Origin of the sequence: Microbacterium sp. UBA7513 (genome assembly GCF_002478345.1) — a bacterium.
Classification (GTDB): Bacteria; Actinomycetota; Actinomycetes; order Actinomycetales; family Microbacteriaceae; genus Microbacterium.
Window position 1 is genome coordinate 1 of sequence record NZ_DLNJ01000010.1, and the last position, 15984, is coordinate 15984.

Sequence of the window (15984 nt, forward strand, 5' to 3'; positions counted from 1 at the left end):
CGAGTTCCCCGGCACCGACATCATCGGCAGACTGTACACGCTGCACATCCTCATCCTGCCGATGCTGGTGATCGCGCTCATCGCGGTGCACATGCTCCTGATGATCGTGAACAAGCACACCCAGTTCGCCGGCCCCGGCCGCACCAACGCGAACGTCGTCGGGTACCCGATCATGCCGGTGTACGCGGCGAAGATGGGCGGGTTCTTCTTCCTGGTGTTCGGAGTGATCGCGGTGCTGGGAACGTTCTTCCAGATCCTCCCGTTCTGGATCTACGGTCCGTATGACCCGTCCCCGATCTCGGCCGGCACCCAGCCGGACTGGTACATCGGGTTCGCGGACGGCGCTCTCCGCCTCGCCCCACCGAACTGGGACATCGTGCTGTTCGATCGCACCTGGTCCTTCGGCATCATCATCCCGGTGGCGGTGATGGGACTCTTCATCCTCACGGTGCTCTTCTACCCGTTCATCGAGGCGTGGGTCACCGGCGACAAGCGCGAGCACCACATCGCGCAGCGTCCGCGCAACGCGGCCACCCGCACCGCGATCGGCGTCGCCGGCGTCATCTTCTACGCGGTCCTGTGGGCGGCGGCTTCCTCCGACCTCATCGCCACGCACTTCATGCTCACCATGGAAGGGGTCATCCACTCCCTGCAGGCGCTGCTCATCGTCGGACCGCTCACCGGCTACTTCGTCACGAAGCGCATCTGCATCGCGCTCCAGAAGAAGGACCGTGAGATCGTCCTGCACGGCTTCGAGTCCGGACGCATCGTCCGCCTCCCCGGCGGCGAGTTCGTCGAGGTGCACCAGCCGGTCGACGTCTACGACCGTTGGAAGCTCATCGACGTCGACGGCTACGAGCCGCTGGTCGTCCGCCCGAATGCGAAGGGACGCATCCCGTGGACGGAGAACCTCCGCTCCGCGATGTCGCGCTGGTTCTTCGAAGACCGCCTCGCTCCGCTCACGCAGGCCGAGATCGAGCGGGTGGATGCCGGGCACGGATCGCCGGCCTCCGAGCCGGGCGGCGAGATCGAGGGGGACGGGCGGACGCATGGGTCGGATCACGGCCGCTGACCCCCGGGCGCTCCGCGGGGTCGGCGTCGCCACCGGCCTCGCGGTCGTGGTGGTCGCATTCCTCCTCGCCGGTGTTCCCGCGGCCGGAGGTGCGCTCGCCGTGGTCGGCGGGATCGCCCTCGTCCGCCGTTCCTCTCGGGCGCAGCGGGCGAAGGAGGGGGAGCCGACCTTCCTGTTCGTCCTCCTCGCCCACGGAGACCGCTCCGCCCCGGGTCTGCTGCTGCGGCTGCCGTCCGGTGGAGGGGATGCCGGCCGACTGCGGGCCGGCGGATGGCGGGTGCTGGAGCCTCCGGTGAACGGTCCGCTGACGCCGCTCGGGCGGGTGGCGGTGGAGTTCGACGGCGACGACCGCCTGCGGGTGCGCGACCTCGCGGGGGTGCGGGGCGCGCACACCGAGGCGGCGCGGGAGAACGCCGTACCCCGCGGGTGGGGGACCGCCGCGCAGGAGCTCGGCTACGTCGTGCTGCTCGCGGTGCCCGAGGGGGAGGAGCACCCGCTCCGGCAGGACGGCACGGTGCGGGCGCCCACCCTCGGCGCGTATGCGCTCCTCCGCGGCACGCCGTCGGGGCGTCCGCGAGGCTGACCGGGAGGACTCAGCTCTGCGGTGCGTCGTTCCAGGACCAGATGTCGTCGCCCCGCAGCACGGCGTCTGCCCCGCCGTCGCAGTAGATCGTCTGCCCCGCCATGTGGGTGTTGGCCGGGCTCGTCAGCCAGACGAGCAGCTCGGCGATGGAGGACGCCGGCTGGTGGTAGTTCAGCGGCATCGGCACAGCGGCGTCCACCATGGCCAGGCCCTCGGGCGAGTCGAGCAGGCCGGCCGTCATCGCCGTGGTGACGGTGCCGGGGGCGACGGCGTTCAGCGGGATGCCCGCGCCCGCCCACGCCGGGGTGACGCTCTCACGACGGACCCAGCGCGACAGGGCGCGCTTGCTGGACGAGTAGTTGAGGAACCCGGCCTCGGGGGTTGCGGCCAGGCGGTCGCCGATCTCGATCGCGCGCGCCTCGTCGCCGGCGAGGGCGGCGTCGACGAGCTCGGGCGACACCGGCTGCAGCGAGGCCATCGACGACACCACGGCGGCGCGCGGTGCGTCGGCCAGGCTCAGCGTGGGCTGGAGCGCGGTCAGGAACTCGGTCACGCCGAAGAAGTTGATGGACATCGTCTTCGAGATCGGAGCCGAGATGCCGGCGCAGGCGATGACGGCGTCGATCCCGTCGTCTGCCGCCTCGACCACGGCGCTCGCCGCAGCCAGACGCCCCTCGTGGGTGGACAGATCGCCGTCGACCTCGACCCCGGCGAGGTCGACGCCGATGACGGTGTGGCCGTGCGAGCGGAGCATCTCGGTGGTGGCGGCGCCGATGCCGGATGCGGATCCGGTGACGACATAGGTGCGGGTCATGAGGTTTCCTCCTTGATGGACACGACCGGCGGCGTGCCGGACAGTGCGGTGACGAAGCGGCCGAGCTGGCGGCGGAATCCGTCGATCTCGTCCGGTGACCAGCCCGCGAGCGCATCGTCGACCATGCGATGGCCGGCCTCGACTAGGCGCGCATAGGCCGTCCGGCCCGCGTCCGTCAGTCGAACCTCGACGGTGCGACCCGAGCGCACGGGGTCGACGACGCCCTGCGTCGCCATGCGGGCGACGAGCTTCGACGTGGTCGGCCGCGACAGCGTCGCATGCGCGGCCAGGTCGCCGAAGCCCATCGCGCCCCCGTTCATCCCGAGCAGGTAGAGCGCGCGGATGGCGGACGGGTCGAGGGCGACGTCGACGGCTTCAGCGACCTGGCGTTGCAGGTCGCTCTCACTCCATTCCGACACCACGCGGACGAGGGCCAGGTGGATGCCGGCGACGTCTTCGCCGGTGGTCATGTGTCCAGGGTACGCCTCAAAGTTGCCTCAGGCAACAGTCGTGATGTATCCCGCGCTCGCCGTGTCCTCCGCGAGCGTGAAGAAGTGCCGACCGCCCGCGCGCCGGGCGCGCCGCCACCGGCGCTGCTGCCCGTCGGCGTAGTCGAGCACGATCCACGCGGGCGGAGGTGTCCCCTGCGGGCCGAGCACGAATGAGCACGCGCCCAGGCCGGGGGAGGCGAGCTCGGCGACGAAGCGGTCGTCACCGGGGGCGAACGGCGCCGTGTCGTGAAGCTCCGCCGGCTGCAGCCGCAGCACGGCGTCGGCGTGTTCCTGGGTCTCCGTGCGGAGCCGGCGCCTCATGCGGCACCGCCCTGGCGCGCAGCCCACTCCCGGGTGTCTCGAAGGCCGTGCGCATCGAGGTAGGCGCGGATCACGTCCGCGGTCAGGCGGATCTGGGCCTCCGTGCCCATCGCCGCCTGCATGACGCCGATCGCGGGCGCCGGCTTGCCGTCCACCCGCTCGAGCGCCTCCCAGACGATATCCTCGCGGCCGCCGCGGCCGAGAGCGTGCGGCATCGAGGTGAACCCCGTCCTCCGCTGGTCGGTGGGTCGTGTCTCTGGCATGGTGTTCCTCTCTCGGGGCGGGTGGGCAGGCTCGCGCCGAGGGACGGGGTCCCTCGCGAGGCGTACGCCGGACGGCGGGGTGGTCTCCCCGGGGTCGGTGCGCGTGGTGCGGCGGCGCGCCCCGCGGGCGGCCCGGTGACGGGTGTGCGGAGCGGTCGGCCTGGCCGGTTGCTGTCCTCCGACGGTATCACGTTATTTTGAGTCATTCAAAAGAAGTGCGGGAGTGTCCACCCCGACGCGTGGGGTTCCGAGCGATTCCCGCGACCGTTTTTCTCCCGTTCAGCGGGAAATTTGACTTCCCTGTGCTTCCGGGTATGGTCGGGGGTTACGCCAGCCAGTCACAAAGGGGAAGCGCCATGTCAGGAAAGTCCACACCGGGTCGCGCAGGGAAGAAGGAGCCGCAGCTCTCGCTCAAGGAGAAGCGGGCGGCGAAGCGCGCGAAGAACGCACCCGACGAGTTCCTCAAGCCTCGCAAGGGCGCGAAGAGCTGAGGGCTCCGGCCCGGTGGGGGTGGCGGTCCTCCGCTGCGCCCACCGGGGATACCGGGGCGACGGCGAGCTGTCAACGGGCCTTGTCCTGAGCGCGGATCCGGCGCACTCTGGAGTCTCCGCCACGAGAGGAGCGCGTGATGTCGAACCCGGAAGCCTTCATGTACCCGGATGAGCCCTTGCTGTCGGAGGAGGCTCTGCGGCTCGCGGAGGAGGACGCCGCCGCCGAGTCCGAGGAGGAACCGTCTCGCGAGGGCGTCGCGGCACACCTCGCCGAACGGGGCGGCGACGACCACGATGCCCTTCAGGACGTGCCCGCCGGTGGCGCCGGTGCGGACGCCGGAGCCGGAAACGCGGCCCGCGTCGACCCGGCGTCGAAGAACCCGCCCGAACCCGCCTACGAGTCGACCCACAGCAAGGAGCCGGGCGTCGGTCCGCGGCACGCAGGCGACTGAGCCGCCACTCACCGGAAGATGCGGCTGATCCCGCTCTCGACCTGCGCGAGCTGGATGAAGACGAGGCCGCGCCACAGTGGAAGCAGCGGTGCCCGCAGTGCCCGCCGCACCGGACCGCGGGGCCTGGTCTCCCACGTCATCGTCGCGCGGAGCTGCGTCCCGCCGGCGGCCGGTTCGAGTGCCATCGTGAGGACGCGCGGATTCGCCTGGGGCGCGTCGGGGTACTCGAAGCGCCAGGTCACCGCCCCGGACCGCTCCTTCTCCTGCGTTACGTGAAGGCGATGGAACTCCGGCTTGCGATGCAGGGGTCGTCCGTCCGGGGTCGTCGTCGGGGCGAACGCCTCCCAGGGGCCGTCGTCCCCGGCGGGGAGGACGGTCGCGACGCTCTGCTCCCATTCCGGGAGCCGTTCAGGATCGGCGAGCACCGCCCGAACCTCGGTTTCCGCGGCCGGCACGAACATCGAGCGGGACCCGGTGATCCCCCCGGCCGCCCGCTCTTCGCCCGGTTGGGGGGAGCGCGCGGTGCCTTCGACCTCGTCGAGCTGCGCCGTGAGGTCGTCTTCCGTCACGGCGAGACGAGCGAGGATGGCGGCGATCAGGCCGCTGGGTTCTGCGAGCAGGGCCCGAAGCACGGCGGCGGAGTCCCCTCGCCGACCTCCCTGGGACGCGGCTCGGAGTACCGCGAGGGCACGCTCGGTCCAGTCGTAGCCGTCGGTCTCATGGAACACGATGCGGCCAGGGCCCACCGCCGGGGCATCGATCCCCATGGCCAGGAGCTGCCCTGCGTGCTGCGCCGCGACAGCGGCCCGGGTGGCATCGAGGCGGATCCCGGCCCGCCGGAGCACCTGCCCGCCGGTGTCGGCGTCGATCGTGAGCGCGAGCAGCAGGTGGTCGATGTCCGCGTCATGCACGCCGAAGCGCGACGCCTCCTCCATCGCCGCGAGCGACAGCGTGTGCATGGTGGCGGCGGCCTGCGTGAAGCGACTCATGCGTTCCTCCGCGGCACGGGGATGGTCGGATCGATGCGGCGGCTGTGCTTCTTGTGCACGGCCTGTCGCGTCACGCCGAGAGCGTCTGCGATGGTCTGCCAACTCATTCCGGCGCGGAGCGCGGCCTCCACCTGACGCAGCTCGAGCGCGTCGGCGAGGGTCCGGAGGGAGGCGACGGCGCGCAGGCCGGCGCGCGGGTCGGTCGTGTCCGCCGCAGCGCGGGCGATGTCGAGGGACTCCATGCTGTCAACCTAGGTTGCTGACGTGCGGATTGTCAACCAGGGTTGCTCGAAGAGCCCCTCGACCGACCCGTCAGGCGGCGGAGGGGTGCAGTACGGCCTTGATGCAGCCGTCCTTCATCTCCTGGAACGTCCGGTACAGCTCCGGTGGGTGAGATCCGGTGGCTCAGTGGAAGGGGCAGCCGCGCCCGGATCCGGCACCGCGCACCGGTCCTCCGGACGCGGGCTTGGTGGGGAGGCGGCGGCGATTCACGTTGAGCCCCTCGTCGAGCACAGCCAGTTCCGGGTCGCTCAGGACGGCGACAGCGGCGGAGAGTCCCGCGATGACGAGCTTCTCCCCGGGGCAGCGGTGACCGGTGGCGACGTCGCCCCCACCCTGGGGGACGAAGGTCGTGATCTCCTCGTAGTCCTCCACATCGGTGAACCGCTCGGGGGCGAAGCGCTCCGGGTGGGACCACGACCGCTCGTCGGTGTTCGTGCCGAGGATGTCGAGGACGACCCGGCCGCCCACCGGGACCGTGACGCCGTCGATCTCGACCTCGGCGATGGTGCGACCAGGCAGCATGGGCACGAACAGTCCGGTCCGCCGCACCTCCTGCGCGAACATCGTCGCGAGCGTTCCCCCCACGAGCGATCCCCGCTCGGCGGTCTCGGCGGCGATCCGGGTACGCCACTCGGGATGGTCGTGCAGCTGCTTCGCGGCGAAGGCTACGAAACGTGCGGCGGCGATCATCGGACGGATGCTGTTCTGCAGCTCGACCCCGGCGACCCGGGCAGGCAGCAGCTCGCCGTGCTCGTCGCGATGCGCGGCCCACAGCGCGAGCGCCGTGCCCTCGGCGGACGGGAGCCGGCCCTCGCGGACCGCTTCGATGAGCCGACGCGCATGCCGGTCCGAGAAGACCCGGTTCGCGAAGGCCTCGACGTAGGCGGGGGAGTAGGGGGCGCCGAAGCCGTCGACGATCTGCGCGAGGCGCGCGGCCCAGCTGGTCTGCGCCGCCGGCGTGCCCGGGAGCCCGGCCCAGCGCATCATCGCGCGCCCGAACGCGCCGACGGCCGCGTCATAGGCGCTGCGGGTGCCGCCGGCGCGCCAGTCCTCGCGCTCGGCCGCCCATTCCCGTTCGAGGAACGGCGTGAGCCGCTCGACCTGCGCATCCTCGTACGCCGCCTCGACGAAGGTCGCCTTGCGGTGGCGGTGAGCGGTGCCGTCGAGCGCGTGCACCGACCCGTGCCCGAACAGCGGTTCGCGGACGATCCCCGGCATGGCGCCGGCACGGGCGATGCGGCTCTCGTCGTAGAACAGCTCGACGCCCTCGGCGCCGCGGACGAACGCGGCCGGGTGCCCGAGCAGGCGCATCGGAGCCGACCGGGCGCCGGGGCGGGCTCGGCGCCAGATGCGCTCGCCGAAGTCATAGCCCCGGGTGAGCAGTGACGGCGAGTCCTCGTGCAGGATCGCGTCGACACCGCCGGACAGTCGGGAAGTCAGTCGCTGAAGCATGGTCCGACCCTGTCACGGGAGCTCGACGGGCCCCAAGGGGGCGGCGTCCTCAAGGCGTTTGTGCTAGCCGGGCGGTCGGGCAGGCCGATGTCAAGCACCTGTCCGACCGTCGTGCGGATCGCGCAGGATGGGACCGGAACGGAGGAACCATGGCCACCAACACCCGCGACCTGACGTGCAGCACCCATGACGTGTTCCGCGTGCTGGCGAACGGCTGGCTGTACCCCGCGTGGGTGGTCGGCGCCTCTCGCATGCGCGATGTCGACGACTCCTGGCCGGCGGCGGGCGCCCAGCTGCACCATTCGGTCGGTACCTGGCCCGCACTCCTGGACGACACGACCGAGCTGGTGGAGTGGCACCCGCCGCACCGCGCGGTGATGCGGGCGCGCGGCTGGCCGGTGGGCGAGGCGCAGGTGACGATCCGTGCGCGCACGACCCCGACGGGGTGCCAGGTGCGCATCGATGAGGAGCCGGTCAAGGGCCCGGCGACGGTCCTGCCCCGGTTCCTGACCACGCCGATGCTCCGCTGGCGGAACGCGGAGACGCTGCACCGGCTCGGCTACCTCGCCGAGGGCCGCGCGTCCTGACACGCGTTCAGCGCGTCACGCTCCGGCGCGCATGAACTCCTCGGCGGCGCGCACCTGCTCCGCGGACGGACGGATGCCGGTGTAGAGGACGAACTGCTCCAGCGCCTGCCGCGTCGCGACCTCGGCGCCCGTGATCACGGTCTTGCCCGCGGCTCGACCGGCGGCGATGAGCGGTGTCTCGGCGGGCAGGGCGACGACGTCGAATACGACGGCGGCGGCGGCGATGGTCGGCTCCGGGAAGGCGAGGGCGTCGGCCTCCGCACCCCCGGCCATGCCGATGGGGGTGACGTTCACGATCACGTCGGCCGTCGCGTCTCCGGCATCCGCGCGCCAGGCGAACCCGTACAGCTCGGCGAGGGCGCGGCCGGCCGTCTCGTTCCGGGCGACGATCGTCACGTCCGTGAAGCCGGCGTCGCGGAACGCGGCTGCCGTGGCCTTCGCCATGCCGCCCGAACCCCGGAGGAGGACGGAGGACGCGGGGTCCAGGTCGTTCTCCGCGATCAGCTGCGCGATCGCCGCATAGTCGGTGTTGTGGGCCGTGAGCACGCCGTCGTCGTTCACGATCGTGTTCACGGAGTCGATGGCCTGCGCCGAGGGGTCCATGCGGTCGACGAGAGCGATGACGTCCTCTTTATAGGGCATCGAGATCGCACACCCGCGGATGCCGAGGCCGCGTACTCCCGCGATGGCCTGGGTGAGGTCGGTCGGGGCGAAGGCCTTGTAGATCCAGTTCAGACCGAGGGCCTCGTACAGGTGGTTGTGGAAGCGCGTGCCGTTGTTGCTCGGTCGTGCGGACAGCGAGATGCAGAGCGTCATGTCCTTGTTCAGCAGGGTCACCGAATCAGGCTACCGCCGCATCTGTCAAGGTCCATGGCGGCAGATCATGTCCTCCCCTATGGTGAAAGTGCATGCAAGGGGATCGATCGTCTACGCCTCTCCCCAGGAGGCGGAGGCCCTCCCCACGGGCCGGACGATCCGTGCATGCGATTGGGCCCTCTCGAGTAGTTCAGTCCCCAATGGACTCCTCGAGAGGGCCGCTCTCCGGCTACTCGCTACGAAGTTTTTTCAGATTTGTCCCCCAAAAGGGGGACAAGAAGGTCCCGGAGGGGTTAGGCTGTTTCTGACGCACCCTCCGGTCGTCTTCGGCCCTCATCGCTCCCCCCGCGGTGAGGGCCACACCATTTTCCGGGCGCATCCGCTCATGCAACATTTGGATTACCTTCTCGCAACGGCTATTCCGCCGGGGGTCCCCTCCACTAGCGTTAGCGATGTCGGTGCACCCCTGCGTCGGCTTCTACATCAGCAGAACAGGCAGTACATGAGCACCCAGGGCACGGTCAAGTGGTTCAACTCGGAGAAGGGCTTCGGCTTCATCTCCCCCGACGACGGAGGCGCTGACGTCTTCGCGCACTACTCCGCCATCCAGTCATCCGGCTACCGCTCTCTCGAAGAGAACCAGCGGGTCGAGTTCGATGTGGCGCAGGGCCCCAAGGGCCTGCAGGCAGAGAACATCCGCCCCGTCTGAGGCGGAAGCAACACCGGGAACTCCCCGTCGGATCCACGCGCAGGCGCTGACCCGGCGGGGAGTTTCGTCTTCCCTGACGGCCCTGGAGCCGGTCAGGGAAGCAGGAGTGCGCGCAGCTCGTCCACCGTCGTGACGCGGAACGCCGCGTCGTCACCCTCGTGCGGGTCGCTGAAGCCCCAGCCGACGAAGATCACGGGTACGCCGTTGGCGAGACCGCCCTCGACGTCGTGGTGCCGGTCGCCCACGAGGACCGGGCGGGAGGTGTCGGCACCGAGCGCGCGCAGCCGTCGCAGCGCCTCGGCCACGATGTCGGTCTTGGACGCGAGCGTGGCCTCGTCCGGCGTGGCGCCCACGGTCGTGAGGAACGACGGCCGGAGTCCGAAGTGATCCACCAGGGCGTCGACCTGATTCTCCGGCTTCGAGCTCGCCGTCGCCTGGGGGACGCCCGCCGCGTGAAGGTCATGGATCAGCTCGGCGACCCCGGGGTAGGTCTGCACGTCGGTCGTGTACCCGTCGGCCTTGCCGAGGGTGCGGTAGAACGCCACCGCCTCGGCCGACTGCTCCGGCGTCATCCCTGCCTGGTCCTGGAAGGACTGGAACATGGGAGGGCCGATCCAGTGCACGAGCTCCTCGCGGGTCGGCGCCGGGTGGCCGAAGTGCGTCAGGGCGATGTTGAGGCGACGCAGGATTCCGACCGAGGCGTCGACGATGGTCCCGTCGACGTCCCAGAGCACACACGAGTAAGGCGAAGAGGGCATGCCTCCAGCCTAGGGTCCCGCGAACGGGTGCCCGCCCGTCCTGCACAGGTGTGCACGAAACGAGTTCGTCCACCGAACGCGGGAAGGCCCTTCACGCCGATCTAGAGTCGTGACAGCGGCGGGATCACGGGTGAGAATGGGGGCATGTACGTGTCGGTGGAAGTCATCACGATGCTGGCGACGGCCGCGACGACTCTCGTCGCGATCATCAGCGGATTCGGCTGGATGATCGGTCGGATGGACACGCGGTTCGCCGCGGTGGACGCGCAGTTCGACCGGATCGAGCACGAGCTCACCGAGGTGAAGATCGCGATCGCGCGGCTGGAGGGGCCGCAGCGCCGCCTGGTCTCGACGCGCTGAGGTCAGAAGAGGCGGGGGATGCCCGACTCGATGCCCTTCATGTCGTCGTAGTCGAGCACGAGGCAGCGGATGCCGCGATCCTCGGCGAGGACGCGGGCCTGCGGCTTGATCTCCTGGGCGGCGAACACGCCCTGCACCGGGGCGAGGTGGGGGTCGCGTCCCAGGAGCTCGAGGTAGCGGGTGAGCTGCTCGACGCCGTCGATGTCGCCGCGCCGCTTGACCTCGACCGCGATCGCCACGCCGTCGGCGTCGCGCACCAGCAGGTCGACCGGGCCGATGGCCGTGGGGTACTCGCGACGGACCAGGGTGGCGCCCTCGGCGACGCGGTCCACCTGCTCCGCGAGCAGGCGCTGCAGGTCGGCCTCGACACCGTCCTTCTGCAGGCCGGGGTCGATCCCGAGCTCGTGGCTGGAGTCGTGGATGACCTCGTAGATCTGCACACGGAGGGCATCGCCGGTCTTCTTGTGGGTCACGCGCCACACCTCGACCACGCCGGCGCCGGCCTCCTCCTCGCCCGGTTCCTCGGTCGCGAGCACGCACGGCGGGCTCATCCAGTTCAGCGGCTTGTAGCTGCCGCCGTCGGAGTGCACGAGCAGACTCCCGTCACCCTTGTGCACGAGCAGGCGGGTGGCGAGGGGAAGATGGGCATTGAGCCGACCGGTGTAGTCGACCGAGCAGCGGGCGATGACGAGACGCACCCGACGAGCCTACTTCGTCGTCGCCGGTCACGCGGTCAGAGGAACGCGTCGAAGAGTCCGAGCTCGGTCGCGGCGGAGCGGGCGATGAGGAAGCCGATGATGCCGATGATCCACGCCGTGTTCTCCGCGCCCGTCCGCTCCATCCAGGCGGCGAAGCGCTCCAGCGGACGCTGCACGAGGGGGGCCGCCACGAGCCGGAGCACGAGGAGCACGAGCGCTGGGAGGATCATCAGCGCGCAGTAGCCCGCGAGGGAGAGCACCCGGAGCGGCGTGTCGACGCCGGCGTCCGCGAGCATCGTCATCGCGACGATGTAGGGGAGCATCGTCGCGACCTCCACGAGTCCGGCGGCGATGGCGACGGCCATGACCGCGAACCCCCGGGTCTGCGGGTCGAGCAGGCGTTCCCGCCATCGAGTGATCCGACCGGGACGCGGAGCGTTCGTCGCGGTGGCGGTCGAGGGAATGGGCGGTTCGCTGCCCGGCACGCCGTGGACGGTCGCCACGGTGGCCGCGGGCGCTCCGACCGGCGCCGGTTCCGCAGGCTTCGTCGGCATCACGAAGGCGGTGACGAGCAGCGCGGTGCCGACGACGAGGCGGGTGATCATGCCCGCGGGAGAGCTCAGGAAGGCGGAGGCGACGTCGACGAGGTTCACCAGGCCCCAGAGGAAGAGGAGGCCGACCACGAGATAGAACACCGCGATCGTCGCGAGGTAGAGGAGGATCCGCCCGGCGCGCACGCGTCCGGGGTGCAGGAGGAGGAAGACCGGGATGAGCAGCGTCCCGACGCTCAGACCGTCGATGAGCGCGAGCACGGCGAGGGAGAGGGGCAGCGGCAGCCCGCCGAAGAGTTCCATGCGTCCACGATCCCCGCGGCACGCCGAGCGCGGATCGGGCGAAAGTCGGGGTCGTCCGGATGCCCTCATCCTTTGGTCGGATGCGACACCGTCCGGGCCGTGGTTGCATGAGGGCATGCACGATCCCGCCGACGGAGGGCCCGCCGCCTGGTACCGGCGGCATCGGTGGTGGGTGGACCCGTTGGCCATGGCCGCCCTCGCGACGGTCATGGCCGCTCTCGGGTTCCACGGCCTCTGGGGGCCCTTCTCCCTGCTGTCGGAAGACGTCTCGCCGTGGTGGGCGCTGGTCCTCGCGATCCCGGCCTGCGCTCTGGCCCTCGGCAAGCGCCGTCGTCCGTGGACAGTGCTCGCCCTCGTCGCCGTGCTCTTCGTCGCGGACCTGCTCACGGTCGGCGGCGTCGGGACGCTCGTGGTGCTGCTGGACGTGCTGTGGACGGCGGCCTTCCTCGCCGGCCCACGCGGGCGCCGCGTGCTGCTCGTGCTCCTGGGCGCGGCGACCGTCGTCCTCTTCCTCGCCGCCCTGCTCTTCTCGGCGGCGACGCCCGCGGTCGCGGTGCTGTTCGCGGTGCAGTTCGGCGCGATCTTCGGTACGGACTACTGGTGGGCGGTCGCGGTGTCGCAGGCGCACGAGCTGGCCGACCTGCACCGTCAGCGGGCGGAGGACGCCGCAGCGACCGCCGCCCGAGATCGGGCGCAGGCCGTGCAGCGCGAGCGCGAGGCGATGGCGCGCGAACTCCACGATGTGGTGGCGGGGCACGTGATGGCCATGGCCATCCGGGCGGAGGCGGCGCTCGCCGCGCCCGCGGCACGGTCGGACGATCGCGCCGCGCTGCAGGCCGTGCGCGATGCCGGGCTGGACGCGCACGGAGCCCTGCGCACCATGATCGGGGTGCTGCGCCGCGGCGACGGGGCGCTCGCGCCGACCCCGGGATGGGCCGACCTCGAGGGCCTCGCCGCGGAGGCCCGACGCTCGGGCTTGGACGTGCGCCTCGCCGTCGAGGATCCGGGTGCGCTCGGCGGCGGCGGAGAGCAGGCGGTTGTGCGGGTGGTGCGTGAAGCGTTGGGGAACTGCGTCCGCCATGCGAACGGCGCCGTGGTCGACGTGGCCATCGGCCCTGTCGACGGTCAGGCGCACGTTACGGTGCGGTCGCGGGGCGGCGCGGCGACCGTCACCGCCGGGCAAGGCGGCGAGGGGTGGGGGCTGCAGATGCTGCGCGAGCGCATCACCGCGCTGGGCGGGACGTTCCGGGCCGGTCCGGAGGTCGACGGCTGGCTGGTCGAGGCGCGACTGCCGGTGGGGGGCCGGGCATGACCGCACCGACCGTGCTGCTCGCCGACGACCACGGCGCGATCCGCGCCGGCCTGCGCATCATGCTGGACACGCACGACATCACGGTCGTCGGGGAGGCCGCCGACGGCGAGGTGGCCGTGCGCAACGCCGCAGCGCTCCGGCCGGATGTCGTCCTCATGGATCTGCGCATGCCGGGACGCGACGGGGTCTCGGCCACCCGCGAGATCGTCGAGCGCGGACTGGGGGATGTGCTTGTCCTGACGAGCTTCGACGAGGACGAGCTCGTGCTCGCGGCGATCCGGGCGGGAGCGGTCGGATTCCTCCTGAAGACGGTCGACGCGCCGACTCTCGTCCAGGCGGTGCGTGCTGTCGCCGCCGGAGAGGGAGCGCTGGATCCGCGGGTCACCCGCCGCGCGCTCGCCGCGGTGGCGGCGTCCACCCCGGAGCCGGCGCCGATGACGACGTTCGCGCTGCCGGAGCTGACGCCCCGGGAGCGCGACGTCCTCGACGGGATCCTGCAGGGGTGGTCGAACGCCCAGCTCGCCGCGCGCCTGCGGATCTCCGTCCCGACGGTGAAGACGCACGTCTCGAACGTCCTCACCAAGCTCGGCGCGCGCAGCCGGTCGCACGCGGCCGCGCTCGTCCGCGGGGTCGAGGACTGAGTCAGCGCTGGCCGCTTAGATCTGAGCGTTGGAACGGTCCGGTTCTCCCACAGCGGCGCTCGGCTCGCTCTTGTAGCCCCTGCTCACAAGCAGGACACGCCGCCAGTACGACTGGGCTAGGAACACGGGGTCGTCTCGGCGTAGGGAAGCCCCTACCATCACGTTCGTAACGAACAGCGCGAGCAGGAAGAGGGGCCCGATCCACACAGCCTGCGCGCCGATGATGAGGCCAGCGACGACGACAACGCCCAGGACCAGGAGCCCCGCCACCCGACCCAGCCAGCGAAACGGTCCGACCGCGGTCGACGCGAAACTGATACCCACGCTCGCTCCGAGAAGCACGGTGAGGAGGTAGATGATCGGTTCGTTCACCATCAGCGGTTCTCCGTTCCCGGGCTGGACAACTCCGTTGTCGGCGCAGCGGCTTCGATCGTCGCAGCCACCACTTCGGCGTGGTCGACTGAGCCATCCGCCGCATTGGCCGGTGAAACCATCGTCACCGTAAGCGCAGCAACCGCCGTGACAGCGCCGACGATCCTCAGCTTCCTTCGCAACATCTCATTCCCTTCTGGCGCCAATGCCGAAGGCTGACGCGGAGCCACGGTAAGCAGCCGCCAGAGTCACTGTCTGTCCACCATTCGGGGGACAGCCTCTTGAACCCCTGAAAGGACGCGCTTCGTCACCGATATGAAGCATCCAGAGAACTGGAGTCCGGCCCCAAGGCGGACACGCTCGGCGCGCGCAGCCGGTCGCACCCGGCCGCGCTCGTCCGCGGGGTCGAGGACTGAGTCAGCCCTCGACGGTCGGAACCGCCGGAGCCTTCTCCTCCGCGCGGAGCGGTCGGGCGGCGCCGGAGAACAGCCCCGAGAGCACGACGAGCGCGACGAGGATGAAGAGCGTGTTGAGCAGTCCGATGTGCTCGCTGATGACCCCGAGCACCGGCGGGCCGCCGAGGAACGCCACGTAGCCGATGGTCGCCGCCGCGCTCACCCGTGCGGCGGCCTTGGCCGGGTCGTCCGCGGCGGCCGACATGCCGAGGGGGAAGCCGAGCGACGCACCGATGCCCCACAGCGCCGCGCCGACGAGGACCAGCGGCAGCGTGGGCGCGAGGATGAACAGCAGGATCCCGGTGGCGGCGGTCGCGGCCAGGATGCGCAGCACCAGCACCCGGCCGAAGCGATCGACCAGCGGTCCGCCGAAGAGGCGCACCACCGTCATGCCGACGGAGAACACCGCCAGGGCGACGGCGCCTGTGCCTTCCGCGAAGCCGTGTCCCTGCTCGGTGCCCAGGGCGATCCAGTCGTTGGCGCCGCCCTCCGCGAAGGACATGCCCAGCATGACGGTTCCCAGCAGGTACGTGCGCGGCTCGCGCCAGGCCTCGAGCGCGGTGTGCATGCGCTGGCGGAACGGGGGCTTCTCGTGATCCTCGGGGTCGAGCGCGGCCTCGCGCACGGGCACCTGGAAGAAGCAGACGACGGCGATCACGGCGATGAGGACGCCCATCGACACCGCGTGCGTGCCGACGTCGACCTGGAGGGACGCGGCGAGGGCGCCGATGCCGGCGCCGAGCACGGTGCCGAAGCTGAAGAACGCGTGGAACACCGGCAGGATCGTGCGGCCCATCTGCTGTTCGATGGCGGTGGCCTCGACGTTCATCATGACGTCGACGCAGCCGTTGCCGAAGCCGAAGAGCACCATGCCGATGAGGACCACGGGCACCGACCCGAAGACGGTCGCGCCGAGGCCGACGAGCGCGATGCCCGAGGCGAACGTGAGCATCGCCAGGAGCATGCCGCGCCGCGCACCGGTCCGCGCCATGACGGCGGGGCTGGTCGAGATGCCGAGGATGGACGCGACGCCCATGCCCAGGAGGATCAGGCCGACCTGCGCGTTGTCGAGGTCGAGCGCTTCCTTGATCCCCGGCACGCGGGAGGCCCAGGTCGCGATCGAGAGGCCGCTGGCGAGGAAGATGGCGAAGATCGCGGTGCGCCAGCGCACGAACTGCGAGCGGGTGAGGGCGGTGTCCATGGCGAACAGCC

At 71.0% G+C, this 15984-nt stretch carries 22 protein-coding genes; 9 read left to right on the forward strand and 13 right to left on the reverse strand.

Features of this window, described 5'->3' with window-relative positions:
- Together B2W79_RS05075 and B2W79_RS05080 are read left to right on the forward strand one after the other, a co-directional pair.
- The coding region (locus B2W79_RS05075; protein ID WP_292787614.1) for a cytochrome b at positions 1–1072 on the forward strand (1072 nt) is incomplete at its 5' end.
- Positions 1050–1655, forward strand: a complete 606-nt coding sequence (locus B2W79_RS05080; RefSeq protein WP_292787616.1) for a hypothetical protein — start codon at positions 1050–1052, stop codon at positions 1653–1655. The genes B2W79_RS05075 and B2W79_RS05080, both read left to right, overlap by 23 nt.
- Positions 1656–1665: 10 nt before the next feature.
- On the opposite strand, the gene B2W79_RS05085 is transcribed toward B2W79_RS05080, so the two are convergent.
- From B2W79_RS05085 to B2W79_RS05100, 4 genes are read right to left on the reverse strand one after another with little or no spacing between them, the layout of a single operon-like run.
- Positions 1666–2469, reverse strand: a complete 804-nt coding sequence (locus B2W79_RS05085) for an SDR family oxidoreductase (RefSeq protein ID WP_292787618.1) — start codon at positions 2467–2469, stop codon at positions 1666–1668.
- Positions 2466–2939, reverse strand: coding sequence for a MarR family winged helix-turn-helix transcriptional regulator (locus B2W79_RS05090; RefSeq protein WP_062637668.1), 474 nt, complete (start codon positions 2937–2939; stop codon positions 2466–2468). Before B2W79_RS05090 ends, B2W79_RS05085 begins: the two co-directional genes overlap by 4 nt.
- Before the next feature lie 27 nt (positions 2940–2966).
- Positions 2967–3281: a hypothetical protein gene (locus B2W79_RS05095; protein WP_071328023.1), complete on the reverse strand. Its 315-nt coding sequence runs from the start codon at positions 3279–3281 to the stop codon at positions 2967–2969.
- Positions 3278–3544, reverse strand: a complete 267-nt coding sequence (locus tag B2W79_RS05100; protein ID WP_071328022.1) for a hypothetical protein — start codon at positions 3542–3544, stop codon at positions 3278–3280. Before B2W79_RS05100 ends, B2W79_RS05095 begins: the two co-directional genes overlap by 4 nt.
- A 356-nt stretch (positions 3545–3900) precedes the next feature.
- On the opposite strand from B2W79_RS05100, the gene B2W79_RS05105 reads away from it, so the two are divergent.
- On the forward strand, positions 3901–4035 hold the full coding sequence (locus B2W79_RS05105) for a hypothetical protein (protein WP_256209374.1): 135 nt from the start codon (positions 3901–3903) through the stop codon (positions 4033–4035).
- A 137-nt stretch (positions 4036–4172) separates the two neighbouring features.
- Positions 4173–4487 carry a hypothetical protein gene (locus B2W79_RS05110; RefSeq protein ID WP_292787623.1) on the forward strand — a complete coding sequence of 105 codons (315 nt, stop codon included), beginning with the start codon at positions 4173–4175 and terminating at the stop codon, positions 4485–4487.
- An 8-nt stretch (positions 4488–4495) separates the two neighbouring features.
- On the opposite strand, the gene B2W79_RS05115 is transcribed toward B2W79_RS05110, so the two are convergent.
- The 3 genes from B2W79_RS05115 to B2W79_RS05125 all read right to left on the reverse strand — a co-directional run bounded on the left by B2W79_RS05115 (position 4496) and on the right by B2W79_RS05125 (position 7210).
- Positions 4496–5476, reverse strand: coding sequence for an SRPBCC family protein (locus tag B2W79_RS05115; RefSeq protein WP_071328020.1), 981 nt, complete (start codon positions 5474–5476; stop codon positions 4496–4498).
- Positions 5473–5718 (reverse strand): hypothetical protein, encoded by a 246-nt coding sequence (locus B2W79_RS05120; protein ID WP_071328019.1) that lies wholly within the window; start codon positions 5716–5718, stop codon positions 5473–5475. Before B2W79_RS05120 ends, B2W79_RS05115 begins: the two co-directional genes overlap by 4 nt.
- Positions 5719–5881: 163 nt before the next feature.
- On the reverse strand, positions 5882–7210 hold the full coding sequence (locus B2W79_RS05125; RefSeq protein WP_292787626.1) for a cytochrome P450: 1329 nt from the start codon (positions 7208–7210) through the stop codon (positions 5882–5884).
- Positions 7211–7359: 149 nt separating this feature from the next.
- Between B2W79_RS05125 and B2W79_RS05130 the strand changes: the two genes are divergently transcribed.
- Positions 7360–7797: an SRPBCC family protein gene (locus B2W79_RS05130; RefSeq protein WP_292787628.1), complete on the forward strand. Its 438-nt coding sequence runs from the start codon at positions 7360–7362 to the stop codon at positions 7795–7797.
- 15 nt (positions 7798–7812) lie between these two features.
- Here B2W79_RS05130 and B2W79_RS05135 read toward each other — a convergent pair whose 3' ends face one another.
- The gene (locus B2W79_RS05135; RefSeq protein ID WP_256209373.1) at positions 7813–8634 is read right to left on the reverse strand and encodes a shikimate 5-dehydrogenase; all 822 of its coding nucleotides are present in this window, start codon (positions 8632–8634) and stop codon (positions 7813–7815) included.
- 481 nt (positions 8635–9115) lie between these two features.
- Between B2W79_RS05135 and B2W79_RS05140 the strand changes: the two genes are divergently transcribed.
- Positions 9116–9322, forward strand: coding sequence for a cold-shock protein (locus B2W79_RS05140; RefSeq protein WP_017203899.1), 207 nt, complete (start codon positions 9116–9118; stop codon positions 9320–9322).
- A gap of 92 nt (positions 9323–9414) precedes the next feature.
- Here the strand turns inward: B2W79_RS05140 and B2W79_RS05145 are convergent, their stop codons facing one another.
- The gene (locus B2W79_RS05145; protein ID WP_060923430.1) at positions 9415–10080 is read right to left on the reverse strand and encodes an HAD hydrolase-like protein; all 666 of its coding nucleotides are present in this window, start codon (positions 10078–10080) and stop codon (positions 9415–9417) included.
- Between the two features lie 144 nt (positions 10081–10224).
- Between B2W79_RS05145 and B2W79_RS05150 the strand changes: the two genes are divergently transcribed.
- Positions 10225–10440, forward strand: coding sequence for a hypothetical protein (locus B2W79_RS05150; RefSeq protein WP_071328017.1), 216 nt, complete (start codon positions 10225–10227; stop codon positions 10438–10440).
- Between the two features lie 2 nt (positions 10441–10442).
- Here the strand turns inward: B2W79_RS05150 and nucS are convergent, their stop codons facing one another.
- Positions 10443–11138 carry an endonuclease NucS gene (gene nucS / locus B2W79_RS05155; RefSeq protein WP_060923428.1) on the reverse strand — a complete coding sequence of 232 codons (696 nt, stop codon included), beginning with the start codon at positions 11136–11138 and terminating at the stop codon, positions 10443–10445.
- 35 nt (positions 11139–11173) lie between these two features.
- Complete coding sequence (locus B2W79_RS05160; RefSeq protein ID WP_292787632.1) at positions 11174–11992, reverse strand: GAP family protein; 819 nt, start codon at positions 11990–11992, stop codon at positions 11174–11176.
- A 115-nt stretch (positions 11993–12107) separates the two neighbouring features.
- Between B2W79_RS05160 and B2W79_RS05165 the strand changes: the two genes are divergently transcribed.
- Entirely contained in the window at positions 12108–13304 is a 1197-nt protein-coding gene (locus B2W79_RS05165) for a sensor histidine kinase (protein WP_071328015.1), read from the forward strand.
- Positions 13301–13945, forward strand: coding sequence for a response regulator (locus B2W79_RS05170; protein ID WP_071328014.1), 645 nt, complete (start codon positions 13301–13303; stop codon positions 13943–13945). The genes B2W79_RS05165 and B2W79_RS05170 overlap by 4 nt, the downstream gene beginning before the upstream one ends.
- A 15-nt stretch (positions 13946–13960) precedes the next feature.
- On the opposite strand, the gene B2W79_RS05175 is transcribed toward B2W79_RS05170, so the two are convergent.
- Together B2W79_RS05175 and B2W79_RS05180 are read right to left on the reverse strand one after the other, a co-directional pair.
- Positions 13961–14320, reverse strand: coding sequence for a hypothetical protein (locus B2W79_RS05175; RefSeq protein ID WP_292787636.1), 360 nt, complete (start codon positions 14318–14320; stop codon positions 13961–13963).
- Between the two features lie 414 nt (positions 14321–14734).
- A complete protein-coding gene (locus B2W79_RS05180) occupies positions 14735–15973 on the reverse strand; it encodes an MFS transporter (protein WP_292787638.1) in 1239 nt (412 codons plus the stop codon).
- Between the last annotated feature and the right edge of the window lie 11 nt (positions 15974–15984).